This is a genomic window from Bacillus sp. NTK034 (assembly GCF_017303275.1).
GTDB lineage: Bacteria > Bacillota > Bacilli > Bacillales > Cytobacillaceae > Cytobacillus.
Map to the genome: position 1 here is coordinate 675,010 of NZ_JAFKOJ010000002.1, position 16,855 is coordinate 691,864.

Here is a 16,855-nt window from a genome sequence, read left to right on the forward strand (position 1 = left end):
GATTAATTCTCCCCTTTCTTTTTGGAATAGTCACGCTTACGCGGTTTTATTAAGCTGACATCAATGTCTTCGTAATGGAATGCAGGAGCGGAATTTGCATCAACAAACTTCGCCATTGTTGTTTTCATGAATTCCTCATCGTTACGCTCAGGGAAATCCGGCTTATAGTGTGCACCGCGGCTTTCGTTACGGTTGTAAGCACCAATTGTAATAACACGTGCCAATTGAAGCATATTCTGCAGCTGGCGCGTAAAGCTTGCACCCTGATTGCTCCACTTCGCAGTGTCGTTAATATTGATGTTTTTATAGCGCTCCATAAGTTCAACAATTTTTTCATCTGTTTTTAGAAGCCTGTCATTGTGGCGGACAACCGTTACATTGTCTGTCATCCATTCACCAAGCTCTTTATGAAGAACGTATGCATTCTCTGTGCCATCAAGAGACATGATATTATTCCATTTTTCTTCTTCCTGTTTTACATGGCGCTCAAATAATGATGATGGCAGATCTTCAGCAGTCTTATCCAGGCCGCTGATATATTTGACAGCATTAGGACCTGCTACCATACCACCGTAGATGGCTGATAGAAGGGAGTTTGCACCCAGACGGTTGGCACCGTGCTGTGAATAATCACATTCACCTGCAGCAAATAAGCCAGGGATATTTGTCATCTGATCATAGTCAACCCATAGTCCGCCCATTGAATAGTGGACAGCAGGGAAGATTTTCATTGGCACTTTACGAGGGTCTTCACCCTGGAATTTTTCATAGATTTCAATAATTCCGCCAAGCTTAATATCAAGCTCTTTAGGATCTTTATGGGAAAGATCAAGATAGACCATGTTTTCCCCATTAATGCCAAGCTTCTGGTTAACACACACGTCAAAAATTTCACGGGTTGCAATATCACGAGGCACCAGATTTCCATAAGCAGGATATTTCTCCTCAAGGAAATACCATGGTTTGCCATCTTTATATGTCCAGACTCGTCCGCCTTCACCGCGAGCAGATTCACTCATTAGACGAAGCTTATCGTCTCCCGGAATAGCGGTTGGGTGAATTTGAATAAATTCTCCATTTGCATAATAAGCACCCTGCTGATAAACAATCGAGGCCGCTGAGCCTGTGTTAATAACAGAGTTAGTCGATTTCCCGAAGATAATTCCCGGTCCGCCGGATGCCATAATAACGGCGTCAGCAGCAAAAGACTTGATCTCCATAGAAGTCAGGTTCTGAGCAACGACGCCTTTACATGATCCATCATCGTCGATTACCACCCCTAGGAATTCCCAGCCTTCGTACTTTGTTACTAACCCTGCCACTTCATGGCGGCGGACCTGCTCGTCCATCGCGTAAAGAAGCTGCTGACCTGTTGTAGCACCAGCGAATGCTGTACGGTGATGCTGTGTTCCGCCAAAGCGGCGGAAATCCAGCAGTCCCTCAGGTGTACGATTGAACATAACACCCATACGGTCAAATAAGTGAATAATTCCTGGTGCTGCCTCTGCCATCGCTTTAACAGGCGGCTGGTTCGCCAGGAAGTCTCCGCCATAAATAGTATCGTCAAAATGAATCCAAGGAGAATCGCCTTCCCCCTTTGTATTTACTGCTCCGTTGATGCCGCCCTGGGCACAAACAGAGTGAGAACGTTTAACCGGCACTAATGAAAATAATTCAACCGGAGTCCCGGATTCTGCAACTTTAATTGTCGCCATTAAACCGGCTAATCCGCCGCCGACAACTATAACCTTTCCTTTACCCATAGTGACTCACTCCCTAATTACTAGTACAACTAAGAAAAGCGCAGAGCGCCTGCCTATCGCGCTTAAAGCAGACCGCTTCTCAAAACTGCAATATTATTGGCACGTTATAAAACCGAAGTCTAATAGTCTTTTATTGTCTTTTAAATAAATGCTGTAAGAGCACGTACACCAACAATAGATAGTGCAATGAAAATTCCGATCGTTACATACGTGGAAATGACCTGTGAACGAGGAGATACTGTAATTCCCCAGCTGACAAAGAATGACCAAAGCCCATTAGCAAAGTGGAAAATTGCAGAAATGACTCCAATAATATAGAACCAGAACATAAATGGATTAGATAAGATGTTCTCCATCATCTGAAAGTTAACTTCTGCTCCAAAGGCAGCCTGTACACGTGTTTCCCAAACATGCCATGCAACAAAAACCAGTGTAATGACACCTGAAACACGCTGCAGCATAAACATCCAGTTACGGAAGTATCCATACCTGCTTGCGTTATTTTTCGCAGTAAAAGCAATATAAAGGCCATAGATTGCGTGGAACAGCAAAGGTAGATAGATTACAAACGTTTCAAGGAATATTCTGAATGGAAGACTTTCCATGAAATGCGCCGCATTATTAAAAGATTCCTCTCCCCCTGTTGCAAAATGGTTCACTACAAGGTGCTGCACCAAAAACAAACCAACCGGTATAACACCAAGTAATGAATGCAATCTGCGATTAAAAAACTCACGATTACCTGCCATAAACTTTCCCCCCCTGATTTTAAAAAAATGATGCTGAGCCCCCGCTCAGGACATCATCTCGAAAATGTTATTCATTTTCTTACAATTATGTGACATGTCCATTTTACTCCCAAGATAATAGAGCGTCAAGAAAACGGATACATAAAATGTTCCATATAAATAAAATTTTTAAAAAATATTAACGGCTAAAAATCATATTTTATTCTGCGGTTCAATATGACCTAGTTACTGGTCTCCAGTATACTGAAATAGTAATTATTTCTATGCAAATCGTTCTATTTTTTCCTGAATTGATATTAACTCCCTCAGCATATTGTATATAATAGAATCATAGAAAGAGGGGAGACTATTGAGCGAATTAGCACCTGCGAAATCCACTAATGAAGATCACATACAGACAGTTCCGGTATTTGGCTATGAACTAATCCGGGAAGTGCTGCTGCATGACCTTTTGGGAAATGAAGCACCCGAAATTTTATATTGGGCCGGCAAAAGGATCGCACGCATGTATCCTCTTGAGACAGCCGGCCAGATTGCCGAGTTTTTTACAAACGCCGGCTGGGGAAACCTTTCCATCGCAAACGAATCGAAACATGAAATTGAAATGGAATTATCAAGCCAGCTGATTGCAGACCGCTGCAAAAAGAACAAAAACTGCGCCTTTCAGCTTGAGGCCGGTTTTATAGCACAGCAGATTGAACTTCAAAAAGAAGTCATTTGTGAGGCATTCGAACATCCCCGTAAAAAAACTGGCAAAATCCTTATTACAGTGAAGTGGGATAAAAAAGATCCTGCTGAGTAATATCATATGTACTAACAATAAGCTATCAATTTTGATAGCTTATTGTTTGATATTCCTGGAATTAAGCCTTAACCGGAGAAACTGACAGCTTGAATGCATCATGCAAAGCATCCACGGCATCAATCATTTTGCTGTTTTCAACAACAGCCGAGACTTTAATTTCTGACGTGCTTACCATTTTCACCGTAATTTCATTTGCGGAAAGCACTTCAAACATTTCTGCAGCCACACCCGGATTGGAAATCATGCCTGAGCCAACAATCGAAACCTTGGCAAGGCCGGATTCCCATTCAATTCGGTCATAATTTAATTGTTCTCTATGCTTTTCAAGCACTTTTACTGTATCTGTGAGATCTTCATTCTTTATTGAAAATGAAAGGTTTGTCGTCTGAGCTTCTGTCATGCTCTGTATAATGATATCAACATTAATGTGATTTTTGGCAAGCGCCGAGAAAATAGTAGACAATCCAGTCAGTGAATTAGGAAGACCAAGAATCGTCACCCTTGTTATATCATCCTCGAAAGCCACACCGCGCACGACTAAGTTTTGTTCCATTTTTACTTCCTCCTCAATGATTGTTCCGGCTTCCTTCTCAAGGCTCGAACGCACTTCAAGGGGAAGTCCATAATTTTTAGCAAATTCGACTGCTCTTGGATGGAGCACACCAGCCCCCAAGTTGGCCAGTTCAAGCATTTCATCGTAGGAAACAGAATATAATTTTCTCGCATTCTTTATAAAGCGGGGATCAGATGTAAATACCCCGGTTACATCAGTATAAATATCACATTTATCTGCTTTAAGTGCTGCAGCCAGTGCAACAGCCGTTGTATCAGAACCGCCCCGGCCAAGTGTAGTGATGGAACCATCTTCAGTCATCCCCTGGAAGCCTGCCACAATCACAATTTTCCCTTGGTTTAATTGACCCTTAATGGTAGCTGGATCAATATTCACTATCCTCGCATTGCCATGGACTGCTTCTGTCTTAATACCAGCCTGCCACCCTGTAAAAGAAACAGAGGGATGCCCTTTCGCATTTAAAGCCATCGCCAATAAAGAGATGGTCACCTGTTCGCCGGTTGTTAGCAGCATGTCCATTTCCCTTTTATCAGGTGAAGGGGAAATCTCCCTTGCCATTCCAACCAGCTGATCAGTCGTTTTCCCCATTGCCGAAACAACCACAACAACATCATTTCCCCGACTCTTTTCTTCAATTACCCGATTGGCGACATTTTGAATTCTGTCTACAGTCCCCACGGAGGTGCCTCCGAATTTCTGCACAATGATTCCCACAGCTTTCCCTTCTTTCTAAAGATCTTTTAAATATGATTTGCCGTCCTATGTAAGTGAAGCATGACATTTCACTCTGCTGTATTTAACAATGGCTATAACTCTAAATTACCCTTTTGGGCAATAAAAAAAGCAATGGAATAGTTTACTATCCCATTGCTGTGCAGCCAAAGTATAAAAATGAGCAAACACAGTGAGATAGCTCTCCAGGACGGCACTGTCCTGACAATCCTGCATTTGTTCAATGCAGAACCAGCAGAAAAAATGATGAGATTTTCTCCACTTCGGCGAACATACCCTTTCAAAGCTTTTCATGGAAGCCCATTCTTCTCCAAGCTTTTACTGATGAAGTTCGCACCTCTACCTTCACTTAACGATTCTGTTCACAGCTCAGAAACTTAATGAACTATTATGAACATACGCTTTATCGCTATAAAGTGATATTGATATAAAGTTTCAATTAGTATAACATGTCTGAATTTTTCTGTCTATATCCATTTTATGACTTGGTATTTCCATTTTGTTCCTCAAGCCTCTGTTTTAATTCCTCAGCGACATTCGCAGGAATGCCTATTTTTCTAAACTCCTCGATTGGTGCCTCTTTCATTTTCTTTACAGATCCAAAGGTTTTTAGCAGCTGTTTTTTTCGCTTTTCGCCTATGCCGGAAATTTCATCAAGAATAGACTGAAAGGCACTTTTTCCGCGAAGCTGACGATGAAAAGTAATCGCAAAGCGATGAACCTCGTCCTGAATTCTCTGCAGCAGATAAAATTCCTGGCTGTTCCTTGCAAGCGGAATAATTTGAAGCGGATTACCATATAACAGCTGTGAAGTCCTGTGCTTTTCATCCTTTACCAGGCCAGAAATCGGAATATCCAGACCGAGCTCATTTTCAAGCACATCCCGTACAGCTTCAACATGCCCTTTTCCCCCATCAATCATAATTAAGTCCGGAAGCGGCAGCTCTTCTTTCAGCACCCTTGTATATCTGCGCCGGACTACTTCTCTCATGGATTCATAGTCATCAGGGCCTTTAACGGATTTAATTTTGTATTTACGGTACTCTCTTTTCTCTGGTTTGCCATCAATAAAGACGATCATGGCTGAAACAGGGTCAGTTCCCTGGATATTCGAATTATCAAATGCCTCTATCCGGTGAGGAGTATAAATTCCAAGCTGATCCCCCAGATTTTCTACAGCTTTAATTGTCCGTTCTTCATCACGCTCAATTAAAGAAAACTTTTCCTGGAGAGCAATTTTTGCATTTTTATAAGCAAGCTTCACCAGGTCCTTTTTTTGCCCGCGCTGCGGTTTTAGCACTTTAACATCCAGAAGCTGTTCTGCCATTACAGCATCAACCGAATCCGGTGCCAATATTTCACGCGGTTTAAAGTGGTTTGCTTTGGTATAAAACTGGCCGAGAAAAGTTAGGATTTCTTCTTCCGGCTCATTATATATAGGGAACATTGATACATCCCGTTCAATGAGTTTCCCCTGTCTGATGAAGAATACCTGAACACACATCCATCCTTTATCAACCGCGTATCCAAATACATCCCGGTCGGTAAAGTCTGTCATTGTCATTTTTTGCTTTTCCATCGTTGCATCTATATGGGCAATTTTATCTCTTAGTTCCTTCGCCCTTTCAAAGTCTAATTCTTCAGCAGCTGCTGTCATTTTTGCAGTCAGGTCTTTTTTAATCTCTTTGTATCCGCCATTTAAGAACTTTGCAATCTCATCTGTCATTTGCTTATATTGGTCTTCGCTTACAGCCTTCACACATGGCGCAAGACATTGGCCTAAATGGTAATAAAGGCAAACTCTGTCCGGAAGAGTTGAACATTTACGGAGAGGATAAATTCGGTCGAGCAGCTTTTTGGTTTCATTGGCAGCCTGCACATTGGGATAAGGTCCGAAGTATTTTCCTCTGTCTTTCTTTACTTTTCTGGTTGTAATCAGACGGGGATGGCGTTCGGCCGTCAATTTGATAAAAGGATAACTTTTATCGTCCTTCAGCATTACATTATATTTTGGATCATATTTCTTGATCAGATTCATCTCAAGGATCAATGCTTCCATATCTGAAGAAGTGACAATGTACTCAAAATCTGCGATCTCATTAACAAGTCTTAATGTTTTTCCGTCATGTGACCCTGTAAAATAGGATCTTACACGGTTTTTCAGGATTTTTGCTTTTCCCACATATATAATGGTTCCCTGCCTGTCTTTCATTAAATAACAGCCCGGCTGGGCAGGAAGCAGCATCAGTTTATTTTTAATCGTATCATTCATGGCACTTCACCTCCCCGGTTAAAACTTTTTTATCGAAGTTCAATACATTCATTATTTGGCATAATCATTTTCGGGTGCAAGCTAGTAATAAAACATAGTTTGCACTGGAAGCAAACCAATATTATTTAGCCTCTAAAACGCTGTTGGCACATTATTACCATCTTATTATATCAGCCTGGAAACCTGCAGCATAACAACAAAACCCATATGACAAAAAAAATCCCGATGTCCTCCTGGGGACACCGGGAAATTCTTTATAGGTTAAGCATGTTTTGAAAGTAATTCGGCAAGAGCTTCTTTTGGCTGGAAACCAACCACTTTATCTACAACTTCACCGTCTTTTAAAACGATTAATGTCGGAATGCTCATTACGCCAAACTTGCCAGCAGTTTCCTGGTTTTCGTCAACATCGATTTTTACAATTTTCACTTTATCGCCCATTTCAGAATCAAGCTCTTCTAAAACAGGAGCGATCATTTTACAAGGGCCGCACCAAGGAGCCCAGAAATCTGCCAGTACTAATCCCGAACCAGTCTCAGCAGTAAAGTTTTGGTCAGTTGCGTGTGTAATAGCCATTTGATATGCCTCCTAAAATTCAACTCAAATACTAACGACAGTATATCATCGTTTTTTATATGTTGCGAACAATCTGCTCGATCGTAATTTACCCTATTTGGAGCAGATTATTCTCTTTCTTTTACTATTGGCACTATGTATAATGGGCGGCCATCAGCCGCCCATTAGTTATACTATCTTATGCGTTTACTTTAAGCTTTTTGAATTCTTCTGTTAACAGTGGTACAACCTCAAATAGATCTCCAACAATACCGTAATCAGCTACTTTAAAGATATTGGCTTCCGGATCTTTGTTAATGGCTACGATTACTTTTGAGTTGGACATCCCAGCTAAATGCTGAATAGCTCCTGAGATACCGCATGCAATATATAGATCAGGGGTTACAACCTTACCGGTTTGTCCAATTTGCAGCGAGTAGTCGCAATAATCAGCATCACATGCTCCGCGTGATGCACCCACTGCTCCATTAAGAACAGATGCAAGCTCTTTTAATGGTTCAAAGCCTTCCTCGCTCTTAACACCGCGTCCGCCGGCAATGATAACCTTAGCTTCGGATAAATCAACGCCTTCACTGGCTTTGCGGACAACTTCCTTAATGATTGTGCGAAGATCTTTGATTTCTGCTGCAACAGAAGCAGCATCTCCTGATCTTGATTCATCTTTTTCCAATGGAGTTATATTGTTTGGACGAATTGTCGCAAAGAGAAGGCCATCTGTAACAATTTTCTTTTCAAATGCTTTGCCAGAATAAATCGGGCGTGTGAACACCAGGTTGCCGCCTGCCTCCTCCAGGCTCGTTACGTCAGAGATTAAACCTGACTCCAGCTTGGCAGCAATTTTAGGAGCTAAATCTTTCCCTAATGCTGTGTGTCCAAAAATCAGACCTTCCGGACTTTCGGAATCAATCACTGCCATTAATGCCTGTGAAAAGCCGTCAGGAGTATATTGCTTCAGCTTTTCATCTTCAACAGTTACAACACGGTCAGCACCATAGTGAATCATTTCATCAGCTAAAGCGCTTACAGAATTACCAATTAAAACACCTACAACTTCTCCGCCTTCTGACGCAGTTTTAGCAGCTGCAACAGCTTCGAAGGATACATTACGCAATGAACCGTCACGGACTTCACCTAATACTAATACTTTTCTAGCCATATGTTTTACCCCCTGCGTTATTATTATCAGTTATTGATGATCAGACAACTTTGGCTTCAGTATGAAGAAGTTTCACAAGTTCCTTAACTTGATCTCCCAGCTCGCCTTCAAGAACTTTTCCTGCTTCCTTCTTAGGCGGCAAATAGATTTCAATTGTTTTTGTTTTGGCTTCAACATCGTCCTCATCAAGATCAAGATCGTCAAGCTCAAGCTCATCAAGAGGCTTCTTTTTTGCCTTCATAATTCCCGGCAAGGACGGATAGCGCGGCTCATTTAAACCCTGCTGGGCAGTGACCAATAATGGAAGTGATGTCTCAATTACTTCTGAATCCCCTTCAACATCGCGCACTACTGTCGCAGAGCTTCCATTGATATCAAGCTTTGTAATAGTTGTTACATAAGAAATGCCCAAAATTTCTGCTACACGAGGTCCAACCTGTCCCGAACCCCCATCAATTGCTACATTTCCTGCAATGACTAAGTCAGCATCTTTGTCTTTCAAGTATTCAGATAAGATTTTTGCAGTCGTGTACTGGTCCCCATCTTCAAGGTCATCTTCAGTATTTATTAATACAGCTTTATCGGCACCCATCGCAAGAGCGGTACGGAGCTGCTTTTCAGCTTCTTCTGTTCCCACAGAAACAACTGTCACTTCTCCGCCATTCGCATCACGAACCTGGATTGCTTCTTCAATTGCATATTCATCATATGGATTAATGATAAACTCAGCGCCATCTTCATTGATTTTGCCGCCTGAGATTGTAATTTTTTCTTCAGTATCAAATGTTCTCTTCATTAATACGTAGATGTTCATGATTTCCCTCCTAGTAATTAAGCATTGTCATAAAACAAAGCCATTAATTAAAACATTTCTTCACTTCGAAAGATTGAAAATATTTAATGCATACAGAAAGGCTAATCTGCTTGGAACGCCACTCTTTTTTGAAATATCTCTTTTCTCATAGATTATTATTGTTACTATAAATACAGTCCGTTGATTTCCGCTTCAGGCACTTGCTTTCCTCGGGGAGGAATGCGAGCCTCCTCGGCTTCACCTATGGGGTCTCCCACTTTCCTCTCCTCCCGCAGGACATTGAATATGCTTCCTCGAATGGGTACCGCACGAAGGAAACGCGTCAGCATTTTCGAGGATCAAGTCCCTTCCGCTCCAATCAACTCAGCGAATTAGAATAGAAAAACAACAAACTATACGTAAACAACCTTTGAAATTGAGCGGGCGCTCGCTCACAGACCATAACTTAACCAAGGAATCTTCTGAAGATTAAATCATCCGCATACAAGACTATTATAATAGATTATGAGGATGAATGTAATCATTCAGCACAAATCTTTTAAAACACTATTTTCCGGTAAAGCTTGGTTCACGTTTTTCAATAAACGCAGAGATGCCTTCCTTGCCATCTTCGGAAACAAATACTTCTCCAAACAATTCTGCTTCTTTTTTAACACCTTCGTAGAATTGCCCTGTCTTTCCGTAGTTTAAGAGCTCAATGGCCGCCTTAATCGAGCCAGGACTCTTCTTGGCAATCTTCTTTGCCATATTATAAGCGTTGTCCAAAAGCTGATCCTCAGGATAGGCATGGTTAGCCAGGCCATATTGCACTGCCTCAAGCCCGGTAATCGGGTCACTTGTAAAAAGCATTTCTGCTGCACGCGCAGCACCGACATAGCGGGGAAGCCGCTGAGTTCCGGCAAAACCAGGAATTAAACCAAGCTGAAGCTCTGGTAGACCCAGCTTTGCGTTTTCAGCTACGAGACGGAAATGACAGCCCATGGCGAGCTCCAGGCCGCCGCCCAACGCTGCTCCATGAATCGCTGCTATAATTGGCTTAGGGAATTTTTCCATTCTTTCAAAGAGATCCTGTCCATAGGTCGCCAAGCTTGAAAAATCTTCTCCGCTTTCTATGGTTGTAAATTCTTTAATATCAGCACCTGCTGAGAAGAATCTGCCTTCCCCATGAATAAGGATTACCCTGATTTCTTCATTATCTTCAACTTCATCCAGGACAGCTGAAAGCTCTCTCAATAGACCTGATGAAAGAGCATTCGCAGGCGGACGTTCAATAGTAATCGTCGCCACGAAGTCCTGATGGGACCATTTTAGATATTCCATCTTATCCCTCCTGACTATATTTATGGAGCACTTTATCTGCCTCAAAGTTTTCCGCACCCGCCGATCAAAAGTTTATGAACAGGCTTCGCCAATGCAATAAGATCATATTTTTGCTCATTCATTACCCATGTGGTCACTGTTTCATCCATGGTGCCAAAAATCATCTGGCGCGCCAGCCTAATGTCAAGGTCAGCTGGAAATTCACCGCTTTCCCTGCCATCAGCAAGAATCCTTTCCACTAAAGCAAGGTATCCTTTGAGCACCTCATTAATTTTATGGCGAAGGTCTTTATTGGACTGCCTCAATTCGAGCTGGGTTACAATTGCCAGGTGCCTGTCTTCTGAGAGCATTCTAAAGTGTGATTCTACCATCATTAATAGTTTCTCTGCAGCTTTCTCTTTTCCTGCAATTTTTTCTTCAATTTTCTCAACAAAGTAGCCCATTTTATCCTGAAAGAGGGATATTAATATATCTTCTTTGTTCTTAAAATATAAGTATATGGTGCCATCAGCGACACCAGCCTGTTTGGCAATTTTTGATACCTGTGCCTGGTGATAGCCATTTTCAGCAATCACAACTACAGCTGCATCAATAATTTGCCGGTATTTAGGCTTTGTTTTTTTCAAGCTGTTCCCTCCTTTCAGAATAAACAGGTGTATTGATTTTTATCGAGCATAAGGAATGGAGTAATACCATTCCTTATGCCAGGATTTGCCAACCAACTTAGTTTATTTTTTGAATTTAAACATCGGTCTAAAATGAATGAATAATCATTCATATTTTTATAATAGTAGGACAATTCATTTGTGTCAAGAAATTATCCCTGGAAATATAATTTATTATTACATTTCTTAAATGCCTGGACAAGCTTATTGGCTCAAAAATAAAGAGCCGATCGAAAATCGGTCTCTGAAGTTAAGCCCGCTTTTCCTCTTCTTCTTTTAATTTCTTTTTTTCTTCATCTACTAATGCCCTTCTCAGAATTTTTCCAACAGCTGTCTTAGGAAGCTCCTTGCGGAATTCATATAACCTTGGAACCTTATATGCTGCAAGATGCTTTCTTGCAAACAGATTCAGTTCTTCTTCCGTTGCTTCTTTGCCCTCTTTCAGCACAATATATGCTTTTACTGTTTCTCCGCGATATGGGTCAGGTATACCTGCAGCAACCACTTCCTGCACGGCTGGATGCTCGTATAGCACTTCTTCTATTTCACGCGGATAAATATTGAATCCCCCTGCAATAATCATATCTTTCTTCCTGTCCACTACATAGAAGTATCCATTCTCATCCATATAGCCAAGGTCACCTGTCAGCAGCCAGCCATCCCTTAAGGTCTGTGCTGTTTCTTCCGGGCGGTTCCAATAGCCTTTCATTACCTGAGGACCTTTAACTGCAATTTCACCAACTTCTCCTGCCGGAAGCCCTTCTCCCGTTTCCAGTGAAAAAATGGCAGCATCTGTATCAGGCCAGGGGACACCTATACTGCCTTTGACCCGGGGGCGGTCCCATAAGAAATTCGCATGTGTAACAGGTGAAGATTCCGTCAAACCATAGCCCTCGACAAGCTTTCCCCCTGTTATTTCTTCAAATTTCTGCTGGACTTCAACGGGCAGGGCAGCAGATCCGCTGATGCAGGAGTCTATGGAAGATAAATCATATTTTTTAATATCAGGATGGTTCAATATTCCAATATAAATAGTTGGGGCACCAGGGAATAAAGTCGGCCTCTCTTTATGAATAGTTTTCAGGGTCGTTTCCGGATCAAATTTCGGAAGGAGGACCATTTTGTGAGCATCCATAACAGATAAGATCATAACTGTTGTCATTCCATACACGTGAAAGAAAGGAAGTATGCCCAGCACTGTTTCTTCGCCGCGCCTGCACTTATAAAGCCAGGCTTTACACATGGCTGTATTGGATACCAGATTGCTGTGCGAAAGCATGACGCCCTTTGGAAAACCGGTTGTACCGCCTGTGTATTGCAGTAATGCCAAGTCTTCTTCAAAATCGAAGTCATGGATTTTCAGAGGTTCCGCCGGCCTTTTTAAAATCTCCGTCAGCAAATGGTTATGCCCTTCATGTTTTACATTTACGACAATGCCATACTGTTTTTTCTGGATAAAAGGATATATTAGATTTTTAGGGAATGGAAGAGCATCTTTGATAGCGGTTACAATTATATGCTTCAATTCTGTCTGCGGCATCACTTTGCTCACTCTCGGAAATAAGATATCCATTGTAATGATTGCTTTTGCTCCTGAGTCTTTCATTTGATATTCCAATTCCCTTTCCATATACAGCGGGTTTGTCTGGACAACAACCCCGCCAGCCATCAGAATTCCATAATAGCTGATAACAGACTGCGGAGTATTCGGAAGCATAATCGCCACGCGGTCTCCCTTTTCAATTCCAAGCTTCTGCAAATATGCAGCTAGCTTCAGGGAAGAGTCATATATATATTTATATGTGACTTCCTTTCCCATAAAGTGGATGGCTATTTTCTCTGGAAATTCTTCTGCAGCATTTTTCAAATAATCCTGTACCGGCTGTTTGGGATATGACAAGGTTGAGGGGATTTCTGCCGGATATTGCTTAAGCCATGGTTTCGCTTCTGCCATTTTGTCCCTCCTTTGTTTCATGCCCATCAGAAAAGCGCAAGCGCCTTGCCCACCCCCGACAAGCACAAGACGAGCCTCCCGGAAAGGCGTTCTTTGCCTTTTGGGAGGATTGCCCGAAATGTTAAGGCGACTGCCCAGGGGCGACAGGCATAAGACGGTTCCTGTAAGAAGGCGTTTTTCCTTCTGAAAGGAAACGGCTTATGATCCCGAGTCCCTATGAGCCGCAACTAGACAAGCTTGTGACCTCGAGGGGGTAGGCTGCTTGCGCTAGACAGTTATCGAAGTTCAAAGTTTCACTTGCTAAACTTTTAGAAAAACGATGGACACCTTCTGAACTTTTAGAACATTCTAACTGTTCGACCTTATTATAATATAATGCTGGTTCTATGACAATTAGAATAAGACCTTACACTCAGGAAGATATTTTTTTCAGAGGGCTGTCCAGCTAATCGGGGATATTCTTTTTAATGGGCACAAAAAAAAATCGCCCTATATACTGGCGATTTTCCCATATCCCTATTTCACAAAAATATTATGTTAGGAAAAATATATAAATGGCCCCTATAAGAATAAACACTCCGCTAAGAACCAGCAGAACCTTCGCTAACTTTTCCAATGTTAATTCTCTCCTTATGATAAACCTGCACCGATGACATATGACAATCCGATTGACAGCACCATGGAAATAAAACCGACTGCTTTGTTATTATTTTCAATTTCTTCGTCAATTCTAAACTTAGGTGTTAAAAATTCAAATATGAAATAGCCGATCAATAAAAGAAAAAATCCAAAAATTCCCCAGGTAATCATTGTCAGCAAGGTATCATTATGCATGATGGAATGCCTGAAGATATTTGCAATTCCAAATATTTTCCCGCCGGTCGCCATTGCTACAGCGATATTTCCATTTTTGATTTCTTCCCAATTGCGATACTTGGTAACTAATTCAAAAATAGCTAAAAAAACAATCATACATAAAATGACAACACTGTAATAAGCAGCTGTCTGAATAAATTCATTTTCCCAAAATTCTTTCATTTCCATTCTCCCCGCTGGAATTAAGTACCCTCTCCCCTAATCAAAAACAAAAGGGGAGGGGCTGGCAAAGCTATTTAAATTCAACGACTGTAACCCCTGTGCCGCCTTCTCCTGCTTCACCAAATCGAATTTTTTTAACTGACCTGTGATTTTTTAGATACTCCTGAACACCCTGCCTCAAAGCCCCAGTTCCTTTACCATGAATGATGGAGACACGTGGATATCCAGCCAAAAGGGCATCATCTATATATTTCTCCACTCTTAATAGTGCGTTTTCATATCGTTCGCCCCGTAAATCAAGTTCAAGGCTCACATGAAAATCTTTGCCTTTTACGGTTGCAACTGGTTTTGTTTCAACAGGTTTTGGACTCTTGATATATTCTAAATCCTTCTCGGCAACTTTCATTTTCAAGATGCCGATTTGAACCTGCCATTCATTGTCAGACACCTTTTCAAGCAAATGCCCTTTTTGCCCGAAACTCAGAACTTTTACCTCATCACCTGCTTCAAAAACATGTTTATTATTGATTGGCTTTAATTTATTCTTTACCGAGCTCATCTGCGGTGCAGCATCGGACAGGCGTTTCTTTGCTTCTATCAGCTCATGTTCCTTTACTTCAGCATGTTTCTCCATGCGCATTTTTCTTAAGTCACGGATAATTTCTTCTGCTTCTGCCTTGGCTTTCTCAACGATATTCCCGGCTTTCTCTGCTGCCTTCTCATGCATTGCATCTTTTTGCTCATAAAATTCAGCCATTTGCTTTTGCAGATCTTTATGAAGTTTTTCTGCACTTTTCAAAAAGTCATTGGCTTCTTCCATGTCAGCCTCTGCTTGTCTGCGGCTTTCTTCTAGTGATGCAATCATATTTTCAACCTGATTTGTATCTGCTCCGATATAGGATCTTGCGGTATCAATCACTTGATCATTAAGCCCAAGCCGTTTTGATATTTCAAAGGCATTGCTTCGGCCCGGAACCCCAATCAGCAGCTTATAGGTTGGACTTAGCGTTTCAATATCAAATTCTACACTGGCGTTGATAACTCCTTCTCTGTTATAGCCATAGGCCTTCAGTTCAGGATAATGAGTTGTGGCGATAACTCTTGCCCCCCGCTTGTATACTTCGTCAAGAATAGAAATCGCCAGGGCAGCACCTTCCTGCGGATCGGTACCTGCACCAAGTTCATCGAATAATACCAGACTATTGAAGTCAACCTGGTCAAGAATTCCCACAATATTAACCATATGCGAAGAGAAGGTGCTCAAACTTTGTTCAATTGACTGTTCATCTCCGATATCAGCATAAACATTTCCGAAAACAGCCGTTTCAGAACCATCAAGTGCAGGGATCTGCAGACCGGCCTGAGCCATTAATGTGCAAAGCCCTACTGTTTTTAATGTAACTGTTTTACCGCCGGTATTTGGTCCTGTAATGACAATGGTAGAATATTCAGATCCGAGCTTAATATCATTTGCCACTACTTCATCCATAGGAATAAGCGGATGCCGGGCTTTAAATAAGGAAATTTTCCCTTCATTATTGATTTTTGGCTTGGAGGCTTTTATGCGTTTACTGTACCTGGCTTTTGCAAACGTAAAATCGACTTCTCCGAGCACATCTACAATGGTTTCCAGTTCACTGCTATTATCAGCGGTCTGTCCTGAGAGCACTATTAGAATCCGTTCGATCTCCTGCTGTTCTTTTACCCTGATGCCCTGTAATTCATTGTTCAGCTGGACAATGGACGCGGGCTCAATGAATAATGTCTGGCCGGATGAACTTTGGTCATGGATAATGCCTCCATAATGCCCCCGGTATTCCTGCTTTACAGGTATGACAAATCTGTCATTGCGGATTGTAATAATCGCATCGGAAAGCATTTTTTGTGCGCTGGAAGACCGAATCATGCTCTCCAGCCGCTCCCTTACGCGCGATTCTTTTGTGCGGAGCTGATTTCGAAGGGAACGGAGAGTCTCGCTTGCACTGTCAAGAACTTCCCCATTATCATCGACCGCATTGCGGATAGCTGTTTCCAAATCGGCCAGGACGATAATTTTATCTGTATATCCCAATAGGATCGGCAGGCTGCTTTCTTCGTCGGCAAATTCCTCGATAAATCTTTTCATCTGCCTGCTTGCATGAATCGTGCTGGATATCTGGTTAAGTTCCTGGGGACTAAGCATTCCGCCAATAACCGCCCGCTTCACATGAGGACGTATATCAAAAATGCCGCCAAGCGGTACATTCCCTTTAATTCTAAGCACTGTTACGGCTTCATCTGTTTCTTCCTGCCTGCGGATTACTTCTTCATAGTCAGTTGAAGGAAGAATATTTAAGGCCTTTTTTCTTCCCAAGGATGAAGAAACATGTTCTAGCAGCTGTTCCTTCACTTTAGTGAACTCAAGTATCTTCAATACTCTTTCTTGCATGAGGATTTT

At 41.8% G+C, this 16,855-nt stretch carries 13 protein-coding genes and 1 riboswitch; of the genes, 1 reads left to right on the forward strand and 12 read right to left on the reverse strand.

Annotated features, from left to right (window positions below):
* Nucleotides 1-2: 2 nt before the first annotated feature.
* On the reverse strand, nucleotides 3-1,763 hold the full coding sequence (gene sdhA, locus JI665_RS09680; RefSeq protein WP_206839018.1) for a succinate dehydrogenase flavoprotein subunit: 1,761 nt from the start codon (nucleotides 1,761-1,763) through the stop codon (nucleotides 3-5).
* A 140-nt stretch (nucleotides 1,764-1,903) separates the two neighbouring features.
* Nucleotides 1,904-2,512 carry a succinate dehydrogenase cytochrome b558 subunit gene (locus JI665_RS09685; RefSeq protein WP_206839020.1) on the reverse strand — a complete coding sequence of 203 codons (609 nt, stop codon included), beginning with the start codon at nucleotides 2,510-2,512 and terminating at the stop codon, nucleotides 1,904-1,906.
* Between the two features lie 349 nt (nucleotides 2,513-2,861).
* Here JI665_RS09685 and JI665_RS09690 point away from each other — a divergent pair, with 349 nt between their 5' ends.
* Entirely contained in the window at nucleotides 2,862-3,314 is a 453-nt protein-coding gene (locus JI665_RS09690) for a YslB family protein (RefSeq protein ID WP_206839021.1), read from the forward strand.
* 61 nt (nucleotides 3,315-3,375) lie between these two features.
* Here the strand turns inward: JI665_RS09690 and JI665_RS09695 are convergent, their stop codons facing one another.
* The 10 genes from JI665_RS09695 to JI665_RS09740 form a co-directional block, all read right to left on the reverse strand.
* The gene (locus JI665_RS09695; RefSeq protein ID WP_206839022.1) at nucleotides 3,376-4,605 is read right to left on the reverse strand and encodes an aspartate kinase; all 1,230 of its coding nucleotides are present in this window, start codon (nucleotides 4,603-4,605) and stop codon (nucleotides 3,376-3,378) included.
* Between the two features lie 188 nt (nucleotides 4,606-4,793).
* A riboswitch (Lysine riboswitch) is annotated at nucleotides 4,794-4,973 on the reverse strand.
* Between the two features lie 128 nt (nucleotides 4,974-5,101).
* The gene (gene uvrC, locus JI665_RS09700; RefSeq protein ID WP_206839023.1) at nucleotides 5,102-6,895 is read right to left on the reverse strand and encodes an excinuclease ABC subunit UvrC; all 1,794 of its coding nucleotides are present in this window, start codon (nucleotides 6,893-6,895) and stop codon (nucleotides 5,102-5,104) included.
* A 261-nt stretch (nucleotides 6,896-7,156) separates the two neighbouring features.
* A complete protein-coding gene (gene trxA, locus JI665_RS09705) occupies nucleotides 7,157-7,471 on the reverse strand; it encodes a thioredoxin (protein ID WP_206839024.1) in 315 nt (104 codons plus the stop codon).
* A gap of 178 nt (nucleotides 7,472-7,649) precedes the next feature.
* Entirely contained in the window at nucleotides 7,650-8,627 is a 978-nt protein-coding gene (locus tag JI665_RS09710; protein WP_206839025.1) for an electron transfer flavoprotein subunit alpha/FixB family protein, read from the reverse strand.
* A gap of 40 nt (nucleotides 8,628-8,667) precedes the next feature.
* Nucleotides 8,668-9,441 (reverse strand): electron transfer flavoprotein subunit beta/FixA family protein, encoded by a 774-nt coding sequence (locus tag JI665_RS09715; protein ID WP_206839026.1) that lies wholly within the window; start codon nucleotides 9,439-9,441, stop codon nucleotides 8,668-8,670.
* Between the two features lie 546 nt (nucleotides 9,442-9,987).
* Nucleotides 9,988-10,761, reverse strand: coding sequence for an enoyl-CoA hydratase (locus JI665_RS09720; RefSeq protein ID WP_206839028.1), 774 nt, complete (start codon nucleotides 10,759-10,761; stop codon nucleotides 9,988-9,990).
* Nucleotides 10,762-10,802: 41 nt separating this feature from the next.
* Nucleotides 10,803-11,387, reverse strand: coding sequence for a TetR/AcrR family transcriptional regulator (locus JI665_RS09725; RefSeq protein ID WP_206839029.1), 585 nt, complete (start codon nucleotides 11,385-11,387; stop codon nucleotides 10,803-10,805).
* Between the two features lie 289 nt (nucleotides 11,388-11,676).
* Nucleotides 11,677-13,380, reverse strand: coding sequence for a long-chain-fatty-acid--CoA ligase (locus JI665_RS09730; RefSeq protein WP_206839030.1), 1,704 nt, complete (start codon nucleotides 13,378-13,380; stop codon nucleotides 11,677-11,679).
* 630 nt (nucleotides 13,381-14,010) lie between these two features.
* Nucleotides 14,011-14,418, reverse strand: a complete 408-nt coding sequence (locus JI665_RS09735; protein ID WP_206839031.1) for a DUF350 domain-containing protein — start codon at nucleotides 14,416-14,418, stop codon at nucleotides 14,011-14,013.
* Between the two features lie 70 nt (nucleotides 14,419-14,488).
* Nucleotides 14,489-16,846: an endonuclease MutS2 gene (locus JI665_RS09740; protein WP_206839032.1), complete on the reverse strand. Its 2,358-nt coding sequence runs from the start codon at nucleotides 16,844-16,846 to the stop codon at nucleotides 14,489-14,491.
* Between the last annotated feature and the right edge of the window lie 9 nt (nucleotides 16,847-16,855).

What these genes read in the sequence shown, in the direction of transcription:
- sdhA (WP_206839018.1), bottom strand. Translation starts at nt 1,763, where the DNA reads ATGGGTAAAGGAAAGGTTATAGTTGTCGGCGGCGGATTAGCCGGTTTA.
- JI665_RS09685 (WP_206839020.1), bottom strand. Translation starts at nt 2,512, where the DNA reads ATGGCAGGTAATCGTGAGTTTTTTAATCGCAGATTGCATTCATTACTT.
- uvrC (WP_206839023.1), bottom strand. Translation starts at nt 6,895, where the DNA reads ATGAATGATACGATTAAAAATAAACTGATGCTGCTTCCTGCCCAGCCG.
- trxA (WP_206839024.1), bottom strand. Translation starts at nt 7,471, where the DNA reads ATGGCTATTACACACGCAACTGACCAAAACTTTACTGCTGAGACTGGT.
- JI665_RS09710 (WP_206839025.1), bottom strand. Translation starts at nt 8,627, where the DNA reads ATGGCTAGAAAAGTATTAGTATTAGGTGAAGTCCGTGACGGTTCATTG.
- JI665_RS09715 (WP_206839026.1), bottom strand. Translation starts at nt 9,441, where the DNA reads ATGAACATCTACGTATTAATGAAGAGAACATTTGATACTGAAGAAAAA.
- JI665_RS09720 (WP_206839028.1), bottom strand. Translation starts at nt 10,761, where the DNA reads ATGGAATATCTAAAATGGTCCCATCAGGACTTCGTGGCGACGATTACT.
- JI665_RS09730 (WP_206839030.1), bottom strand. Translation starts at nt 13,380, where the DNA reads ATGGCAGAAGCGAAACCATGGCTTAAGCAATATCCGGCAGAAATCCCC.
- JI665_RS09735 (WP_206839031.1), bottom strand. Translation starts at nt 14,418, where the DNA reads ATGAAAGAATTTTGGGAAAATGAATTTATTCAGACAGCTGCTTATTAC.
- JI665_RS09740 (WP_206839032.1), bottom strand. Translation starts at nt 16,846, where the DNA reads ATGCAAGAAAGAGTATTGAAGATACTTGAGTTCACTAAAGTGAAGGAA.